The 17,544-nt window shown below is 19.8% G+C and carries 19 protein-coding genes and 1 tRNA gene; 4 read left to right on the top strand and 16 right to left on the bottom strand.

Translation table 11 applies throughout. From position 1 onward, the window contains the following. Nucleotides 1-23: 23 nt before the first annotated feature. Both hslU and hslV read right to left on the bottom strand, forming a co-directional pair. The gene (gene hslU / locus GJU01_RS00580) at nt 24-1,343 is read right to left on the bottom strand and encodes an ATP-dependent protease ATPase subunit HslU (protein ID WP_168867920.1); all 1,320 of its coding nucleotides are present in this window, start codon (nt 1,341-1,343) and stop codon (nt 24-26) included. Between the two features lie 20 nt (nt 1,344-1,363). Then, a complete protein-coding gene (hslV, locus tag GJU01_RS00575; RefSeq protein WP_168867919.1) occupies nt 1,364-1,891 on the bottom strand; it encodes an ATP-dependent protease subunit HslV in 528 nt (175 codons plus the stop codon). 243 nt (nt 1,892-2,134) lie between these two features. Here hslV and tsaB point away from each other — a divergent pair, with 243 nt between their 5' ends. Beyond that, nucleotides 2,135-2,815: a tRNA (adenosine(37)-N6)-threonylcarbamoyltransferase complex dimerization subunit type 1 TsaB gene (gene tsaB / locus GJU01_RS00570; RefSeq protein ID WP_168867918.1), complete on the top strand. Its 681-nt coding sequence runs from the start codon at nt 2,135-2,137 to the stop codon at nt 2,813-2,815. A gap of 9 nt (nt 2,816-2,824) precedes the next feature. Here the strand turns inward: tsaB and minE are convergent, their stop codons facing one another. From minE to minC, 3 genes are read right to left on the bottom strand one after another with little or no spacing between them, the layout of a single operon-like run. Next, nucleotides 2,825-3,109, bottom strand: coding sequence for a cell division topological specificity factor MinE (gene minE, locus GJU01_RS00565; RefSeq protein WP_168867917.1), 285 nt, complete (start codon nt 3,107-3,109; stop codon nt 2,825-2,827). 1 nt (nt 3,110) lies between these two features. Further along, entirely contained in the window at nt 3,111-3,926 is an 816-nt protein-coding gene (gene minD, locus GJU01_RS00560; protein ID WP_168867916.1) for a septum site-determining protein MinD, read from the bottom strand. A 27-nt stretch (nt 3,927-3,953) separates the two neighbouring features. Continuing rightward, nucleotides 3,954-4,721, bottom strand: coding sequence for a septum site-determining protein MinC (gene minC / locus GJU01_RS00555; protein WP_168867915.1), 768 nt, complete (start codon nt 4,719-4,721; stop codon nt 3,954-3,956). A 186-nt stretch (nt 4,722-4,907) separates the two neighbouring features. Here minC and rnt point away from each other — a divergent pair, with 186 nt between their 5' ends. After that, nucleotides 4,908-5,546 carry a ribonuclease T gene (rnt, locus tag GJU01_RS00550; protein ID WP_168867914.1) on the top strand — a complete coding sequence of 213 codons (639 nt, stop codon included), beginning with the start codon at nt 4,908-4,910 and terminating at the stop codon, nt 5,544-5,546. A gap of 14 nt (nt 5,547-5,560) precedes the next feature. Here rnt and grxD read toward each other — a convergent pair whose 3' ends face one another. Further along, nucleotides 5,561-5,878, bottom strand: coding sequence for a Grx4 family monothiol glutaredoxin (gene grxD / locus GJU01_RS00545; protein WP_168867913.1), 318 nt, complete (start codon nt 5,876-5,878; stop codon nt 5,561-5,563). 118 nt (nt 5,879-5,996) lie between these two features. Between grxD and GJU01_RS00540 the strand changes: the two genes are divergently transcribed. Continuing rightward, nucleotides 5,997-7,343: an MATE family efflux transporter gene (locus GJU01_RS00540; RefSeq protein WP_168867912.1), complete on the top strand. Its 1,347-nt coding sequence runs from the start codon at nt 5,997-5,999 to the stop codon at nt 7,341-7,343. Nucleotides 7,344-7,380: 37 nt separating this feature from the next. Then, a tRNA-Val gene (locus GJU01_RS00535) sits at nt 7,381-7,453 on the top strand. Between the two features lie 34 nt (nt 7,454-7,487). On the opposite strand, the gene tyrS is transcribed toward GJU01_RS00535, so the two are convergent. The 10 genes from tyrS to prfA all read right to left on the bottom strand — a co-directional run bounded on the left by tyrS (nt 7,488) and on the right by prfA (nt 17,541). After that, complete coding sequence (gene tyrS, locus GJU01_RS00530) at nt 7,488-8,771, bottom strand: tyrosine--tRNA ligase (RefSeq protein ID WP_168867911.1); 1,284 nt, start codon at nt 8,769-8,771, stop codon at nt 7,488-7,490. Further along, nucleotides 8,722-9,408 (bottom strand): riboflavin synthase, encoded by a 687-nt coding sequence (locus GJU01_RS00525; RefSeq protein WP_168867910.1) that lies wholly within the window; start codon nt 9,406-9,408, stop codon nt 8,722-8,724. Before GJU01_RS00525 ends, tyrS begins: the two co-directional genes overlap by 50 nt. A gap of 86 nt (nt 9,409-9,494) precedes the next feature. Beyond that, nucleotides 9,495-11,960 carry a phenylalanine--tRNA ligase subunit beta gene (gene pheT / locus GJU01_RS00520; protein ID WP_168867909.1) on the bottom strand — a complete coding sequence of 822 codons (2,466 nt, stop codon included), beginning with the start codon at nt 11,958-11,960 and terminating at the stop codon, nt 9,495-9,497. Continuing rightward, nucleotides 11,957-12,952, bottom strand: coding sequence for a phenylalanine--tRNA ligase subunit alpha (gene pheS, locus GJU01_RS00515; protein ID WP_168867908.1), 996 nt, complete (start codon nt 12,950-12,952; stop codon nt 11,957-11,959). The genes pheT and pheS overlap by 4 nt, the downstream gene beginning before the upstream one ends. Before the next feature lie 77 nt (nt 12,953-13,029). Beyond that, nucleotides 13,030-13,377: a 50S ribosomal protein L20 gene (gene rplT, locus GJU01_RS00510; RefSeq protein ID WP_168867907.1), complete on the bottom strand. Its 348-nt coding sequence runs from the start codon at nt 13,375-13,377 to the stop codon at nt 13,030-13,032. A 48-nt stretch (nt 13,378-13,425) separates the two neighbouring features. After that, on the bottom strand, nt 13,426-13,623 hold the full coding sequence (gene rpmI, locus GJU01_RS00505) for a 50S ribosomal protein L35 (protein WP_168867906.1): 198 nt from the start codon (nt 13,621-13,623) through the stop codon (nt 13,426-13,428). Nucleotides 13,624-13,653: 30 nt separating this feature from the next. Next, nucleotides 13,654-14,193, bottom strand: a complete 540-nt coding sequence (infC, locus tag GJU01_RS00500) for a translation initiation factor IF-3 (protein WP_168868217.1) — start codon at nt 14,191-14,193, stop codon at nt 13,654-13,656. 3 nt (nt 14,194-14,196) lie between these two features. Continuing rightward, nucleotides 14,197-15,468, bottom strand: a complete 1,272-nt coding sequence (gene thrS, locus GJU01_RS00495; RefSeq protein WP_168867905.1) for a threonine--tRNA ligase — start codon at nt 15,466-15,468, stop codon at nt 14,197-14,199. A gap of 140 nt (nt 15,469-15,608) precedes the next feature. Then, entirely contained in the window at nt 15,609-16,451 is an 843-nt protein-coding gene (gene prmC, locus GJU01_RS00490; RefSeq protein ID WP_168867904.1) for a peptide chain release factor N(5)-glutamine methyltransferase, read from the bottom strand. 19 nt (nt 16,452-16,470) lie between these two features. Next, on the bottom strand, nt 16,471-17,541 hold the full coding sequence (gene prfA / locus GJU01_RS00485; RefSeq protein WP_168867903.1) for a peptide chain release factor 1: 1,071 nt from the start codon (nt 17,539-17,541) through the stop codon (nt 16,471-16,473). Nucleotides 17,542-17,544: the final 3 nt, after the last annotated feature.

Genomic DNA, 17,544 nt, shown 5'->3' with positions numbered 1-17,544 from the left:
AACTTTTTATAATAAAAAATATATTATAAAATATATCTACTAACATCTTCATTAATTATTAATGTATCAAGATGTGCACTTACATAGTTTTTATCAATAACAATAGATTTATTATTATATTCATTAGCATTATAGGAAATATCAGACATTAAATGTTCTAGAACAGTATGTAATCTTCTAGCTCCTATATTTTCTGTAGTTTCATTAACTTTCCAAGCAGATTCTGCAATTCTTGTAATACCGTCTTTAGTAAAAGATATATTTACTTTTTCAGTTGCTAATAATGCTTTATATTGTACTGTTATAGATGTATCAGGTTCTGTTAGAATCCTTTCAAAATCATTACTAGTTAATGCTTTTAATTCTACTCTAATCGGTAATCTTCCTTGAAGTTCAGGGATTAAATCAGAAGGCTTAGATATTTGAAATGATCCTGAAGCAATAAATAAAATATGATCTGTTTTAACCATTCCATGTTTTGTTGATACTGTACATCCCTCTACTAATGGTAATAAATCTCTTTGTACTCCTTCTCTAGAAATATCAGAAGATACATTATTACTTCTTCTACAAATTTTATCTATTTCATCTAAAAAAACAATACCATTTTGTTCTACTGCTTCTATAGCTTTATGTTTAATATCTTCATTATTAATTAATTTACCTGCTTCTTCTTCCATTAATAATTTAAAAGCATCTTTAATCTTTAATTTACGTTTTTTTTGTTTATTACCCCCTAAATTTTGAAATAATGATTGTAATTGACTAGTCATTTCTTCCATTCCTGGAGGAGCCATAATTTCTATACCCATAGGAGTACTAGACAAATTAATTTCAATTTCTTGATTATCTAATAATCCATTTTTTAATTTAGTTTTTAATTTTTGTCTAATAGATTCAAGATTATCATCTTGTTTCCAATTATTTTTATTCGGGATTAAAACATGCAAAATTCTTTCTTCTGCCATTTCTCTAGCTCTATTACAATTTTTATTAAATGCTTGTATCCTTATCATTTTTATCGCTACATCAGTTAAATCACGAATTATAGAATCTACTTCTTTACCAACATAACCAATTTCAGTAAATTTAGTTGCCTCTACTTTAATAAAAGGAGCATTAGCTAACTTTGCTAGTCTACGTGCAATTTCTGTTTTTCCAACACCAGTAGGACCTATCATAAGTATATTTTTAGGTGTCACTTCTTGCCTTAAATTTTCATTTAATTGCATACGACGCCAACGATTTCTTAATGCTATAGCTACGGCTTTTTTTGCACTTTCTTGGCCAATAATAAATTTATCTAATTCTTTAACGATTTCTTTTGGGGTCATTTCAGACATAATGAGCATTTTCCTCATGCTTATTTACATTGTAATTTTTCAATAGTAAAATTATGATTAGTATAAATACAAATATCTCCTGCTATATTTAAAGATTTTTTTACTATTTCATATGCACTTAAATCAGTATTTTCAAATAAAGCACGAGCTGATGCTTGAGCATATGGGCCACCAGACCCAATAGTTACTATATTATTTTCAGGTTGTATAACATCGCCACTACCTGTAATTATTAAAGAAGTAACTTTATCTGCAATTATTAGTAAAGCTTCTAATTTACGTAAAATACGGTCTGTTCTCCAATCTTTGGCTAATTCTACGGCTGATTTAGTTAAATTTCCTTGATATACTTCTAATTTTTGCTCAAATAATTCAAAAAGAGTAAATGCATCTGCAGTTCCACCGGCAAAACCAGCAATTACTGTATCATGATATAATTTGCGAATTTTTTTTACATTCCCTTTCATTATAATATGTCCCAGAGTTGCTTGTCCATCACCACCGATAACTACATTATCATTTTTTCTAACACTAACTATTGTTGTCATGAGTTTATCCCTCACTTCAATTATTATTATTTTATATCTCATAACAATACGTAAATAATATTATATTAAAATTATCTTAATATAATTATTATAAAATTTATTCTAATTTTAGATATTTAATATATTATTTTATAAAATAATATATTATAATCATCAACATTACAGTTGAAATTTTATTAAAACAATAAAATTATAACATAATTTTAATTTTAAACAATAAATTTATTATTAAATAAAAATTACATGTATAAAAATATTTTAACTATTGATACATCTACAGAATATTGTTCAGTTATTTTAAAAAATAATGGAATTATTTATAAAAAAATTCAATATTGTCCTTTTTCTCATATGAAATATATACTTTTTTTAATTAATGATATTTTACAACAAGCTAATATATCATTATCTCAAATAAATTTATTAGGATATAATTTAGGACCTGGTAATTTTACAAGTATAAGAATAGGAATTGCAACAATAGAAAGTATTTCTTATGTTTTTAATATTCCTAAAATAGGATTATCACATTTAATGATTTTAGCAGAAAAATCTTGGAAAATAACAGGAATTAAAAAAATAATAACCATTATTAATTGTAATAAAGAATTTTTATATTTTTCATTATATAAAAGAAATAAAAAAGGTTTATGGATTGGAAAAAATAATGAATGTTTAGTGAATTATAAAAATTTTATTAAAAAAGTTTTATTATTAAAAGGAATATGGTCTTTAATATATAATAAAAATCAATGTTTAGAATATGATATAAAAAAAATATTAAACAAAAATTTAAAAATATATTTTATTAAAAATAATACTTCTTTTTCAGAAGAAATTATTAATATTATAAATAATATTTTATTAAATCAAAAAAAAATACAAAAAGATTATAAAATTAATTATATTAAAAATATATTCTAAAACTAATTTCTATTTATTATGATTTTTAATATATTTTTTTGTTTTAGGTAATGTAATATTTAATTCTAGTTTTGATATATTCTTTTTTTTATCATCTAATTCTATATTAATCATATTTGGATTAATTTTAATATATTTAGAAATTACTTTTAATATTTCTTGTTTTAATTGTGTAATATAACAAGGATATATATATCCTGTTTTTGATTCTTCTGATATAATAATTTGTAATCTTTTTTTCGCAATATTAGCAGTTTTTTTTTTTTTTGATAAAAAAAAATTAATAAAATTCATATTATCTCCAAAACCAACGTTGTAAAAAATTTTTTCTTTTAATTTTTATAAAACGCAAAGGGATTTTCTCTCCTAATAAACGCTTTACTGTGTCATTATATGCTAGTGAAGCATTAGAATTATTATTTAAAATTATGCTTTTACCTTGATTTGATGCCCTTAAAACTAAAGGATCTTCAGGAATAACACCTATTATTTTAATACCTAAAATTTCAATAATATCATCAATACTTAACATATCTCCACAATCTACTCTGATAGGATTATAACGTGTTAATAATAAATATTCTTTTATAGGATCTTCACCATATTTAGCTCTTTTAGATTGTGAAGAAATAATACCTAATATTCTATCAGAATCTCTAATAGAAGAAATTTCAGGATTAGTAGTAATAATAGCTTCATCTGCAAAATATAATGCAGTTAAAGCTCCAGTTTCAATACCTGCAGGTGAATCACAAATTATAAAATCAAAATTCATAGTATATAAATTTTTTAAAATTATTTCTACCCCCTTATAAGTTAAGGCATCTTTATTTTTTGTTTGTGAAGCAGGTAAAATATATAAATTTTTATTTTTTTTATCTTTTATTAATGCTTGATTTAATGTTGCTTCTCCTTGTAAAACATTGATAAAATCATAAACAACTCTTCTTTCACATCCCATGATTAAATCAAGATTACGTAATCCAATATCAAAATCGATAACAGCTGTTTTTTTACCATTTTTAGCTAATCCGGTAGCTATAGCAGCACTAGAAGTAGTTTTCCCTACTCCACCTTTACCCGAAGTAACAACAATTATACGCATTAGCATCTCCTTTAATATTAAATGTAAATAAAATTAATTACATGATTTTATTGTTAATACTTTATTTTTTAAATATATTCTTGATGATTTACCTAAAAATTTATCAGGAATTTGATCCTGAAGTAAATATTCACCAGCAATTGATAACATTTCAGCAAATAATTGATTACAAAAAATTTGACAATTTGTATCTCCATTAGCACCAGATAAAGCTTTTCCTCTCATAAAACCATAAATATGAATATTACCATCTGCTATTAACTCAGCTCCTGTACTAACATTATTTATAATAATTAAATCACTATTATAAGCATAAATTTGTTGTCCAGATCTAATAGGATTTAAAATAATTTTACTTTTATTAAAAGTAATATTATCATTTAATGATAATGAGCTTTTTTCTTTTATTATTTTAATAATAGATTTTGGTACTTTATTATTAGTAATATTTTCCCTATTTTTAATATCAACATTATTATTCTTTTTTTTATCTTTATTATTTGTAAATAAAATAGGTAAACCAGTATTATTTATATTTTTAATTATATTTTTATTATTACAACCACTTACTCCTATAATATTAATTCCTGTAGCAATAATAGCATTATAAACTTTTTCCCAATTTATTTCATTTTTTATATGATAAATATTAATAATAACTGATATTTTTTTGAAAAATATAGGAGAATGATTGATTTTTTTTTTTATTTCATTAAATATAAGTTCAGGTTCACTATTATATAAATAAATTACATAAAATGAAAAATTATTTTTTTTAAATTTAATTATTTTTGTTAACATTTTTATCGCCTTTAATTCACTAAAATTATTTTATCTAAAATAATTTTATTAAAAATATTAATATTTTTGAAAGTATGAAAATATATAAAACATTTTATACTTGTATTTTTTTTTATAAAAGTATAACTTATTTATGTATATAATATTAATATGAAATATATTTAAATAAAAGTTCAAAAAATAAAAATGAATAACTTATCAAAATTAGACCTTTTATCTTATAGATTTAGAGGTTTTTATCCTGTTGTAATTGACATCGAAACTTCAGGATTTAATTCTAAATATAATGCTATATTAGAAATAAGTCTAATAACATTAAAAATGCAGAATGGTTGGCTAAAAAAAAATGAAACATTACATTTTCATATTTTACCATTTAAAGGTTCTCATATTTCTCCAGAAGCATTAGCATTCAATGGTATTAATATTAATACCTCTTTAAGAGGTGCTATAACTGAAACAGAAGCTTTAAAAATTATTTTTAAAAAAATATCTCAAGATATAAAAATAAATAAATGTAGAAAAGCAGTTATAGTAGCTCATAATGCTAGCTTTGATCATAGTTTTATCATGGAAGCTATTAAAAGAACAAATATGGTAAAATATAACCCATTTCATTCTTTTGTAATATTTGATACAGCTTCAATGTGTGGTTTAATTTTAGGCCAAACTGTTTTAGCTAAATCTTGTCATGCACTTAATATATCATTTGATAGTACTCAAGCTCATTCAGCATTATATGACGCAAATCGTACTGCTGAATTATTTTGTAAATTAGTTAATAAATGGAAAAAAAAAGGTGGATGGCCTCCTATTTATTCCTAATTTTTATAAAATATCTAAATTATGTTTTTAAAATTTAAAATATTTTTTAATTGACCATTATTATGTAATGTGTATAAAATATCATAACCTCCTATTAATTCTTTATTAACCCAGAGTTGAGGAAATGTTGGCCAATTAGCATATTTTGGTAAATATTTTCTAATATCAGGATTTTTCAAAACATCAATATAAGTAAATTTAATTTTATAAAATAAAATAATTTTTACAGTTCTATCAGAAAAACCACATTGAGGATTTTTAGGATTTCCTTTCATATATAAAATTACATGATTATTATTAATTTGTTTTTTAATTTTATCAAAAATTTGCATAAAATTTTCTACTTTATTTATAATGATAAAAAATTAACATAATTACATATATAATAATTTACTTTTTTTTAAAAGTAAATTTTTTTTAATAAATATTAAAATTTGAAAGAGAAGATATGTGCAAAAATATTTAATTGAAATAAAAAAATTATTGAATATTGCTATACCAATAATTTTAACACAAATAGCTTATCTTTTAATAAGTATTATTAATATTATCATGTCTAGTTCTTTTAATAAAACTGATATTGCTATATTATCAATAGGAACATCAATATGGTTACCAATAATATTATTTGGACATGGTATTTTTTTATCTTTAATACCTATTATTACAAAATTATATATATCTAATAATCAAAGAAAAATAATAAATTATATTAAACAATCATATTTATTAGCAATGATATTGTCATTTATAATGATGTTTATTTTATATAAGATAAATTTTTTAATATCTTTATTATTTCATAATAAATTTTTTGTTTTTAAAATAAAAAGATTTTTGAATATAATTATTTGGAGTATACCAGGATATTTACTATTACAAATATTACGTTGTTTATGTATATCACTAGAATTAATCATACCAGATATGATTATTAGCTGGGTAGGAGTAATTATATATATACCAATTAATTATATTTTTATTTATGGTTTTTTTTATATACCTCCATTAGGTATTTTAGGATGTAGTATCTCTATAGTATTAATATATTGGATATTATTTTTTATAACTATGTTATGGATGTTTAAATCTACTTACTTTAAAAAAATAAGGTGTTTTAATTTATTAAATAAACCTAATTTTAAAATTTTAAAAAAAATATTTAAATTAGGATTACCTATTGGATTATCTATTTTTTTTGAAATTACATTATTTAGTATTGTATCATTATTAATATCATCAAAAATGGGTATAGACGATATTATTAGTCATCAAATAGCTTTAAATTTTAGTTCTTTAATTTTTATTATTCCTTTATCTTTAAGTATTGCTACTACTATATTAGTAGGATTTTATTTAGGTTTAGGAAATAAAGATAATGCAAAAATTATTAGTTGGATTTCTCAAACTATAGGTATAATAATATCTGTTATTATTATTTTAGTAAGTTTTTTTTTTAAAGATAAAATTGCTTCATTTTTTAATCATAATAAAAATATTATACATTTATCATCAAATTTAATATTATTAGCATCTATTTATCAATTTTTAGATTCTATTCAAGTTATTGGTTCAGGTACTTTAAAAGGATATAAAGATACTAAATTTATTTTTTTAGTTACATTTATATCATATTGGATTATTAGTTTACCTATTGGTTATATTTTATCTATTACTAATTTAATTACTTATCATATGGGCCCTTCTGGTTTTTGGATTGGTTTTATTATTGGTTTAATTATTGCAGTAATATTAATCATATTACGTATTCTAAAAATACAAAAAATTGATTATTAAATATATATGGTATATAATAAATTCTTATTTTTTGTATGCGTTCTTAACTCAGTGGTTAGAGTGTCACTATGACATGGTGAAAGTCAGAGGTTCAAATCCTCTAGAACGCATAGGAATTTTATATTTTAAAATATAAAATTTTTCTTATTTCCAATAAATTAAACAAAAATTTTTTTTACCTTTACGTAAAAGAGAAAAATGATTAAATTTTTTATGATATTTTGTAAATATAAATGTAACATTCGATATATTTTCATTATTAATATATATCGATTTTGAATTAATTAAAATAGATGCTTTATTTTTAGAAGATGCAAACTTACTTAAAACTAATATGGATAATAAATCAATATTTTTATTTTCTAAATAAATATTTTTAATATTTTTAAGTAATATTAAAAAATCATTTTCTGAAAAATTATTTATATTTTTATAAAAGAGTAAATGAGTGATTTTTTTTGATATAATTAAATTTTTTTCTCCATGAACCATTTTAGTCATATATTCTGCAAGAAGATATTGAGGACTGTTTCTTTTAATATTATTTTTTTTTTTATTAAAAATATTAATAATTTCTAATTCATAATTAGTAAACATATTTAAAAATTTAAATACAATAGAATCTGGTATATTTAACCAAAATTGAAAAAATTTATATGGATTAGTTTTTTGAGAGTCTAACCAAATTGTTTTTCTTTCAGTTTTCCCAAATTTAGTTCCATCATTTTTAATAATTAAATTAGTAGTTAATCCAAAAACTTTTTTTTTATTTATTTTTTTAATTAAATCTATTCCTGATACAATATGTCCCCATTGATCAGAACCTCCAATTTGGAGGATAACATTAAAATTTTTATTTAAATAAGCAAAATCATATGATTGTAATAAATTATAAGAAAATTCGGTAAAAGAAATTCCTTCAATATCATTACTTATCATTCTTTTTTTTATAGCATCCTTGTTTATCATATGATTTACACTAAAATATTTTGCAATTTTTTCTAAAAAAAATAAAATATTCATTTTCTGAAACCATTTATAATTATTAATTATAATTGCACTGTTTTTACCACAATTAAAATCTAAAAAATTCTTTAATTGTGAACTAATTTTATGAAACCAAATATTTATATGATCTATTGGATTAATTTTTCTTTTTTTTAATTTAAAACTAGGATCTCCAATTAAACTTGTTGCACCTCCTAATAAAATTATTGGTGTATGTCCTAATTCTTGAAAATATTTAAGTACAATCAGTTGTATTAAATGTCCTATATGTAAACTATCTGCAGTTAAATCAAAACCACAATAAAGATTAATTTTTGTTTCATTTAAAATTTTAGATAAAATAATTTTATTAGTTACTTGATATAAAATATTATGATTTTCTAATTTTTCTATAATATTTATTTTTTTTTTTTTTAACATTTATATTCCTTTTATTATGTTTAAAATATTTAATATTATTAAATAATCTTTCTACAGTTTTAATAATAATTCTAGTATGTATATCAGTTTCAATATTTACATAATTATAAGTATTTTTTTTGGATAATGTAGTTTTAGATAATGTTTTTGGTATTATATTTACACTAAATTGATTTTTTAATTTTTTATCTATTGTTAAACTAACTCCATCTATACACACAGATCCTTTTTTAAAAATATATCTCATTTGTAAAATATTTTTCGGTTTTATCCATAAAATTTTAGAAGAAGTATAATTTGTAATATTAGTAATAATTGCTATACTAGTAATATGTCCAGAAACTATATGACCTCCTATAAAATTTTTCAGTTTTATAGGTTTTTCAAGGTTGACATAATCTCCAATTTTTATTTTTTTAAAAGTTGTATTATTAAATGTTTGTTTAATTAGATTAAAAATCATCACATTATTATGTAATTTAATAATTGTTAAACAACATCCATTATTTGAAATAGATTCTCCTATTTGTAAATTTTTTATAAAGTTTTTATTTGTTTTTATATATAAAAAATACAAATTTTTTTTAAGAATAATATTTTGAATTATACCTATAGATTGAATAATACCTGTAAACATATTTTTTTAAAGTGAATTTATTTATTATAATAGTAATATATATTATTTATCATAAAAAAACTTTGATTAATTAAATAAATTTATATTTAAATGTTATCTCTTAATAAAATTTGAAATTTATTTTTTAATTCTAAAATACATTTATTTAATATTTTGTTAATTTCTTCTTCTTTTAATGTATGATCTTTATGTTGAATAAATAAACTTAAAGTAATATTTTTGTATCCTATAGGAATATTATTTCCTTGATATATATCAATTAAAGTTATTTTTATTATTTCTTTTAATTTTAGTTTTTTTAATAAAGACAAAATTTCTACAAAATATATATTTTGTTTTATAGAAAAGGATATATCTCTTTTATTAATTGGTAAATTAATGATTTTTGTAAAATTGAAATTATTATTAATAATAATTTTATTAAAAAAAATTTCAAATAGAAAAGTATCATATTTTATATTAAAAAAATTAATTAAATTAGGATGTAACATACCCAAATATCCAATACATATATTATTTAAATATATTGATGTACTTATATATGGATGTAATATTTTATTATCATGCTGTGGACGAAATTCTATTATATTAGATTGATCAAAAACTTTAAAAATATATTCTATATCACCTTTAATATCATAAAAATTAATTAATTCTTTTTTTTTCCCCCAATAATCGGAATATAAATTTCCATTTGTTATCCCAGCTAACATTAATTTTTGAGAAATACCAATTTTTTCTTTTAAATCTTTTAAAAAACACAATCCATATTCGAAAAAACGTAAATTTTTTTGTTGTCTATTTTGATTGTAAACAATATTATTTATTAATCCATATGATAAAGAATTACGCATAACTGATGTTTCATTAGTTAAAGGGTTATTAATTTTAATATGTTTTATATTTGGATATAATATTGATTGTATTTTTGGATTAATAAAACTATAATTAATAACTTCATGATATCCTTTATTAATTAAAATATTTTTAATATTTTTAATATTAATATTTGTATTTTTTAATATTACTTTTTTTTTATTTAAAATATTTTTTTGAATTAAATATATTTTTATTTTACTCGGAATTTTATCATATCCATATACCCGTATAATTTCTTCTATTAAATCTTCTTCAATTTCTATATCGTTACGCCAACTAGGTATTTTAATTATGTAATTATTAGTTGTTTTTTTTATTATTAAAAAACCTAATTTATTTAAAATATCAATTATATCTTTTTTTAAAATATTAAAACCTAACATTTTATATATATGTTTAAATGATAATTTAATTTTCTTTTTTATATAATTAATATTATTAATATTATTTGTATAAATTTTACTTCTATTTCCACCAAATATTTTTAAAATTAAATTTACCGTTCTTATTATAACTTCTTTTTGAATATATGGGTCTAGAAATCTAGTATAGATATTAGTTTTATTATTAAAATAAGGATTTTTACTAAGTAAAAAATTAAAATATTCTTTTTTTATAAAAAAACATTCTATAAAAATATCTTTTGTTTTTAAATTAACAATTACATTTTTATTTTGTGTTATTCCTGGTATCGAAATTATTTTATTATTATCTTTTATTAATAAAAGATAATTATTATTTATTAAATTAATTTTTTGATTTTCAAAATTTAAGAAATTATTTTTATTTTGTTTATTATTTTCTATATAAATATTACCTTGAATTTTATTCAAATCATAAAATTGAATGGGATATCCTAATTCTAAAATTATATAGTTATAAATATTTAATAATGGATTTTCAGATACAATTCTAATACTAGATTGTAATAATTTATTTTTAATAAATAATGGGATTTCTTTATTTAAATTAATATTTTTAATAATACAATAATTATATTGATATAATATATCATTAATATTCTTATCAAAATTAATATTAATTTTATATATTTTTGATTTTTTCTTTAAATTATTAATATATGGTTTTTTAAAATAAAAAAATTTTTTTAAAACAGATAATTCTCTAGTAAATCCTAATATACTTAAACAATCTGTCCTATTAGTAGGTATATTAATATGTAAAATATTATCAGTTATATATAAGTACTTATTTGCATCTTCGCCATTACAACTATTATTAGGTAGTTTAATAAGATTTTTTGTTAAAATATTATTTTCATATAAATTCAAAATTTTTTTAGAACATAATAAACCTTCTGATTTTAATAAAAAAAAATACTCTGGATGATTAATATATTTTTTATATAAAGACGAATTTTTAGTTGCTAAAACAATTTTAGTTTTCTTTTTAAAAATATTAATATTAGAAAATATTTTTAATAATTTCTCATTATTAATTAAAATTTTTAATTTATAAATTTTAGGATCTGTTGTATATAAATCAGATTTAATTATTTCTCCTACATAAATATTATCAAAATTTGTTTTTTTTTTAATATATTCAATTCTTTCTACTTCAAATCCTAACATTGTTATTTTTTCTGATAAAGAGTTGATATCTTTATCATAATTTAACCATTCATTTAACCATGATGTACTAAATTTTATCATATAAAATTATTAAATTTAAATTGTTTAAGAAAACGTATATCATTTTCATAAAATGAACGAATATCATTAATGTTATAACGTAACATAGCTAATCTTTCAATTCCTAATCCAAAAGCAAATCCATAATATTTAGAAAAATTTACTTTAATATTTTTTAATACATTAGGATGTACCATACCTGCTCCTAAAATTTCTATCCATTGTTTATTTTGATTTAAAATATCTACTTCTAAAGAAGGTTCTGTAAAAGGAAAATAAGAAGGTCGAAAACGTATTTTATATTTTTTATTAAAAAAAAAGTTTAGGAATAAATTTAATGTTCCTTTAAGATGAGTTAAAGTTACTTTTTTATCAATAAATAATCCTTCTATTTGATGAAACATAGGTGTATGACTGCTATCGTAGTCATTACGATATACTTTACCAGAAGTTAATATACGTATAGGAGGTCTTTCTTTTTTCATTGTTCTAATTTGTACATTAGAAGTTTGAGTACGTAATAAAATATTTTTATCTAACCAAAATGTATCTTGTTCTTTTCTTATTGGATGATTTTTTGAAATGTTTAATGCATCAAAATTATGATAAACATCTTCTATTTCTGGACCTGTAACTATTTTAAAGCCAATATTCATAAAAAATTCTTCAATTTCACTAATTATACTTTTTATTGGATGTTCAGAACCAATTTTAATATATTTTCCTGGTAATGTAATATCAATTTTTTGATTTAAAAATTCTTTATTATTTTTTACTAATTCTATTTCTTTTTTACGTTTTATTATTATTTTTTGTATTTGTATTTTTTGTTTATTAAAAATAATACTTTTTTTAATTTTTTCTTTCTTATTTAAATTTTTTATTGATAAAAATTGTATTGTAATGTATCCTTTTTTTCCTAAATATTTAATCTTTAATTTATTTAAATCATTAATATTTTTTACTGCATAACTTTCTTTTTTTGCAATAGCAACTATATCATCAGATAACATATAAATCTACTCATTAACACAAGATAATATAAATATTCATATATAAAAAAAATATATTTAATTTCATAAATATAATTTTAAGTACTTGTAAAATTTATTAATCTTTCAAAAGATAAATAATCAAACATAGCCATATCAGCTAAAATTTTTCTATTTATATTAATATTATTTTTTTTTAATTTAAAAATTAAATGATTATAAGATATGTTTTTTTGACGTGCTGCTGCATTAATTCTCATAATCCATAATTGACGAAATTTTCTTTTTTTTTGTTTTCTATCTCTGTATGCATACTGTCCAGATTTAATTACTGCTTGAAAAGCAGATCTATAAGTTCTAGATCTTGAGCCATAATATCCTTTTGCTTGCTTAATAATTTTTTTATGTCTTGCTTTTGCAGTAACTCCACGTTTAATTCTTACCATATAATTTAAGTTCCTGTAATTATTATTTTTTTCATATGTTTACTTATTTTATGAATAAGGTAAACAAATTTTTAATGAATATGAGTCTCCTTTTGTAACTATTTTCTTATGTCTTAAAGATCTTTTTTTTTTTTTACTTTTTTTTGTTAATAAATGTCTTAAGTTAGCTTGTTTATGTTTAAAAAAACCATTACTTGTTTTTTTAAAACGTTTAGCAACACTACGTACTGTTTTTAATTTATTCATATCACAAAATCCAAATTTATGTATTAATAATTATTTTTTTGGAATTAAAATCATTATAATCTGTCTACTTTCAACTTTAGATGGAAATGATTCTACTATAGCTAAATTTTGTAAATCATTTTTAATACGATTTAACATAGAAAATCCTAGTTTTGTATGAACCATCTCTCTTCCTCTAAATCTTAAAGTAACTTTTATTTTATCTCCTTTTTTTAAAAAACGAATTAAGTTACGTAACTTAACTTTATAATCTCCTGTATCTGTTCCTGGCCGAAATTTAATTTCTTTCAAATGTATTATTTTTTGTTTTTTTTTTTGTTCCTTAGATGCTTTATTTTTTGTATATAAAAATTTACCATAATCCATTATTCGACAAACAGGAGGTTCAGAATTAGGACTAATTTCAACTAGATCAAATCCGGTGTTTTTTGCTTTAATTAAAGCTTCTTTTATATTAATTATACCAATTTGTTCACCATTTAATCCTATTAATCTTACAATTTTACTTCTAATATTTTCATTAATTTTATTAGGACGTAATAATTGTATATTTCTTTTTCCAATTTTAATATTTTACCTCTCTTCTTTTTTTCTATGAATATAATAATTATTAATTTCTTCTTTTATTTTATTGATAATATCATGGATTTTCATAAATCCCAAACTTTTACCAAAACAATCTCTTACAGAAATATTCTTATTTTTAATTTCTTCATCTCCACAAATTAAAATATATGGAATATGTTGTATGGTATATTTTCTAATTTTAAATGAAAGTTTTTGATTTTTTATATTATATTTAACACGAAAATTATTTTTTTTAAAAATTTCAAATATTTTTATAACGTATTGATTATGTTTCTCACTGATATTTAAAATTATTATTTGTACTGGAGCTAACCAAATAGGTAAATATCCAGAAAATTCTTCAATAAGAATACCTATAAATCTTTCTAATGAACCTAAAATTGCACGATGAATTATTACTGGAGTACTATGCTTATTTTTAGTATTAATATAAAATAAATTTAAATATTTAGGTAACACAAAATCTAATTGTATTGTACCACATTGCCATTCTCTATTTAAACAATCAAAAAAAGAAAACTCTATTTTAGGGCCATAAAAAGCACCTTCTCCTTTTTGATATTCAAATTTAATATTTAGTTTTTTTAAAATATAAGATAAATCTTTTTCTGCTTTATCCCAAATAATATTATCACCAATTTTATTTGTTGGTCTAGTAGATAATTTTACAAGAAATTTTTTAAAACCAAAAATATGATAAATATCATACATCATATGAATACAATTTTCTATTTCTTTTATAACTTGTTTTTTTGTACAAAAAATATGAGCATCATCTTGTGTAAAATTTCTTAGTCTCATTAATCCTAGTAAAGAACCAGATGGTTCATTTCTATGACAAATTCCAAATTCCGCAATTCTTAAAGGTAAATCTCTGTAAGATTTTAATTTTTGTTGGAAAATTTGCATATGTCCAGGACAATTCATTGGTTTAATACAATAATTTCTATTTTCTGAAACAGTAGTAAAAATAGCTTCTTTATAAATTTTCCAATGTCCTGTTTTTTCCCAAATAGAAAAATCAGTTATTAAAGGCGTTTTTACTTCTAAATAATTATATTCAGTTAATTTTAAACGTAAAAATTTTTCTAATTCTTTAAAAATAATATAACCATTATTATGCCAAAAAACCATTCCTGGAGATTTATCTTGAAAATGGTATAGATTTAACTTCTTTCCTATAATTCTATGATCTATTTCTAATAATTTGATTTTATTAGATAAATTTATTTTTTTAGAATTATTATTTTGTTCCATTTTTTACTTTTATTAAAATAAATATATCATTATAATACCAAAATTTCTCTTTTAAATATATTAAAAATATTAATTTCAGTTTTTTATATAAAATATTTTTTATAAAAAATTATATTTAATAAATTAACATTTTATATAATTTAAAATAATATTTTTTGTCCACAAATAACTCTATAATGCTGTTGTATATCATGATATTGCATAATATTTTGAAATTGATTTGTTTTTAGTATTTTTTTTAGAATACTTCCCTGTTTATATCCATGTTCTAATATGAGCCAGCCATAATTATTTAAATATTTGAAAGAATGTAAAATAATCTTATATAAATCAGCTAATCCATTATTATGTGATACTAATGATTTAGTAGGTTCAAATTTTAATTGTTTTTTTAAAAATAAATACTCAAAATAACTTATATAAGGAGGATTACTTATTATAATATCAAATTTATTATTTTTTAAATTACTAAACCAATTACTTATTAAAAAATTAATATTGTTAATATGTAATTTTTTAGCATTATATTTTGCTAAATTGATAATTTTTTTAGAAATATCTGTAGCAGTAATATTAATAAAATTAAATTTAGAAGCAATGGCTAATGATATAGCCCCACTTCCAGTACCTAAATCTAATATTTTTTTTGTATCAATATTAATTTTTTTTAAAACAATTTCTACTAATATTTCTGTTTCTTTACGAGGTATTAAAACATAAGGAGATACATAAATTTTTAATGACCAAAACTCACAAAAACCTAATAAATATGCTATTGGTTCTCCTTTAATTCTTCTTTTTAAAAAATTTTGTAATGTTGTTAATTGTTTATTATTTATTTTTGTTTCACTAAAACCATAAATCCATGATTTAGATTTTTTTAAAACAAAAGATAATATTATAACTGATTCTAATTGATATGCTAAAATTTTATTTTTTTTTAAAATATTGTAAGAATATTCTAAGTATTGTCTAATAATCATTAATTATATTCATAATATATTATAATTTATTGTTTATATATTGATGAATCATTGGTTTTATTAAAAGATCTAAATTACCATCCATAATTTCATTTAATTTATAAAGTGTTAAATTAATACGATGATCTGTTATCCTTTTTTGAATAAAATTATATGTTCTATTTCTATCTGAACGATCACCACTACCTAATAATATTTTTTTTTTTATTGCATTATCTTTATTTCTTTTTTCTATTTCTAATTTATTTATTCTAGCAGCTAAAACAGATAAAGCTCTTGATTTATTTTTATGTTGTGATCTTTCATCTTGACATTCTACTACAATTCCAGTAGGAATATGAGTAATTCTGATTGCAGAATCTGTTGTATTAACATGTTGGCCTCCTGCTCCTGAAGATCTAAATGTATCAATTTTTAAATCTTGGATATTTATTTTTGACATTTCTGTTTTTGATAATTCAGGCATAACAGCAATAATACATGTAGATGTATGTATTCTACCTTGTGATTCTGTTTCAGGAATTCTTTGTACTCTATGACCTCCTGATTCAAATTTTAATTTTCCATATACTCCTATTCCTGTAATTTTTAAAATAATTTCTTTAAAACCATGATTATTTTCACTATAATGAATATGTATAATTTCTACTTTCCATTTTTTTGTTTCTGCGTATCTAATATACATTCTTGAAATATCTTTGACAAATATCGCTGCTTCATTTCCTCCAGAACCAGCTTTAATTTCTAAAAAACAATTACGAGTGTCTTCTTTATTTTTAGGTGTAAGTAAATTATATATTTTTGTTTCTATTTTTTTTTTTTTAATTTTAATATTTTCTATATCTTCTAATACCATTAGATGTATTTCTTGATCTTTTTCTTTTAACAATATTTTATTATTAATTAAATTAGATTGTAATTTTTTCCATTTTTTAAATAATTTAATTATATTAGATAATTTTGAATATTCCTTAGATAAATTACGTAAACAGTTGTTATTATTATATGTTTTATAATTACTTAACTTTTTAGTTATATCATTATATTTATTGTATAAAATATTAAGTTTTTTAAGAATATAAGAATGCATAAT

Origin of the sequence: Enterobacteriaceae endosymbiont of Donacia vulgaris, assembly GCF_012568445.1 — a bacterium.
Classification (GTDB): domain Bacteria; phylum Pseudomonadota; class Gammaproteobacteria; order Enterobacterales; family Enterobacteriaceae.
Note: the sequence above shows the minus strand (reverse complement) of the source record. Positions and strands in the feature narration are given on the sequence as shown.

Coding starts and splice junctions, on each gene's coding strand:
- prfA (WP_168867903.1), bottom strand. CDS start 17,541: ATGCATTCTTATATTCTTAAAAAACTTAATATTTTATACAATAAATAT.
- thrS (WP_168867905.1), bottom strand. CDS start 15,468: ATGGAACAAAATAATAATTCTAAAAAAATAAATTTATCTAATAAAATC.
- hslV (WP_168867919.1), bottom strand. CDS start 1,891: ATGACAACAATAGTTAGTGTTAGAAAAAATGATAATGTAGTTATCGGT.
- rnt (WP_168867914.1), top strand. CDS start 4,908: ATGAATAACTTATCAAAATTAGACCTTTTATCTTATAGATTTAGAGGT.
- tyrS (WP_168867911.1), bottom strand. CDS start 8,771: ATGTTAAAAAAAAAAAAAATAAATATTATAGAAAAATTAGAAAATCAT.
- pheT (WP_168867909.1), bottom strand. CDS start 11,960: ATGATAAAATTTAGTACATCATGGTTAAATGAATGGTTAAATTATGAT.
- rplT (WP_168867907.1), bottom strand. CDS start 13,377: ATGGTAAGAATTAAACGTGGAGTTACTGCAAAAGCAAGACATAAAAAA.
- prmC (WP_168867904.1), bottom strand. CDS start 16,451: ATGATTATTAGACAATACTTAGAATATTCTTACAATATTTTAAAAAAA.
- hslU (WP_168867920.1), bottom strand. CDS start 1,343: ATGTCTGAAATGACCCCAAAAGAAATCGTTAAAGAATTAGATAAATTT.
- minC (WP_168867915.1), bottom strand. CDS start 4,721: ATGTTAACAAAAATAATTAAATTTAAAAAAAATAATTTTTCATTTTAT.
- GJU01_RS00525 (WP_168867910.1), bottom strand. CDS start 9,408: ATGTTTACAGGTATTATTCAATCTATAGGTATAATTCAAAATATTATT.
- minE (WP_168867917.1), bottom strand. CDS start 3,109: ATGAATTTTATTAATTTTTTTTTATCAAAAAAAAAAAAAACTGCTAAT.
- pheS (WP_168867908.1), bottom strand. CDS start 12,952: ATGTTATCTGATGATATAGTTGCTATTGCAAAAAAAGAAAGTTATGCA.
- grxD (WP_168867913.1), bottom strand. CDS start 5,878: ATGCAAATTTTTGATAAAATTAAAAAACAAATTAATAATAATCATGTA.
- minD (WP_168867916.1), bottom strand. CDS start 3,926: ATGCTAATGCGTATAATTGTTGTTACTTCGGGTAAAGGTGGAGTAGGG.
- tsaB (WP_168867918.1), top strand. CDS start 2,135: ATGTATAAAAATATTTTAACTATTGATACATCTACAGAATATTGTTCA.
- rpmI (WP_168867906.1), bottom strand. CDS start 13,623: ATGAATAAATTAAAAACAGTACGTAGTGTTGCTAAACGTTTTAAAAAA.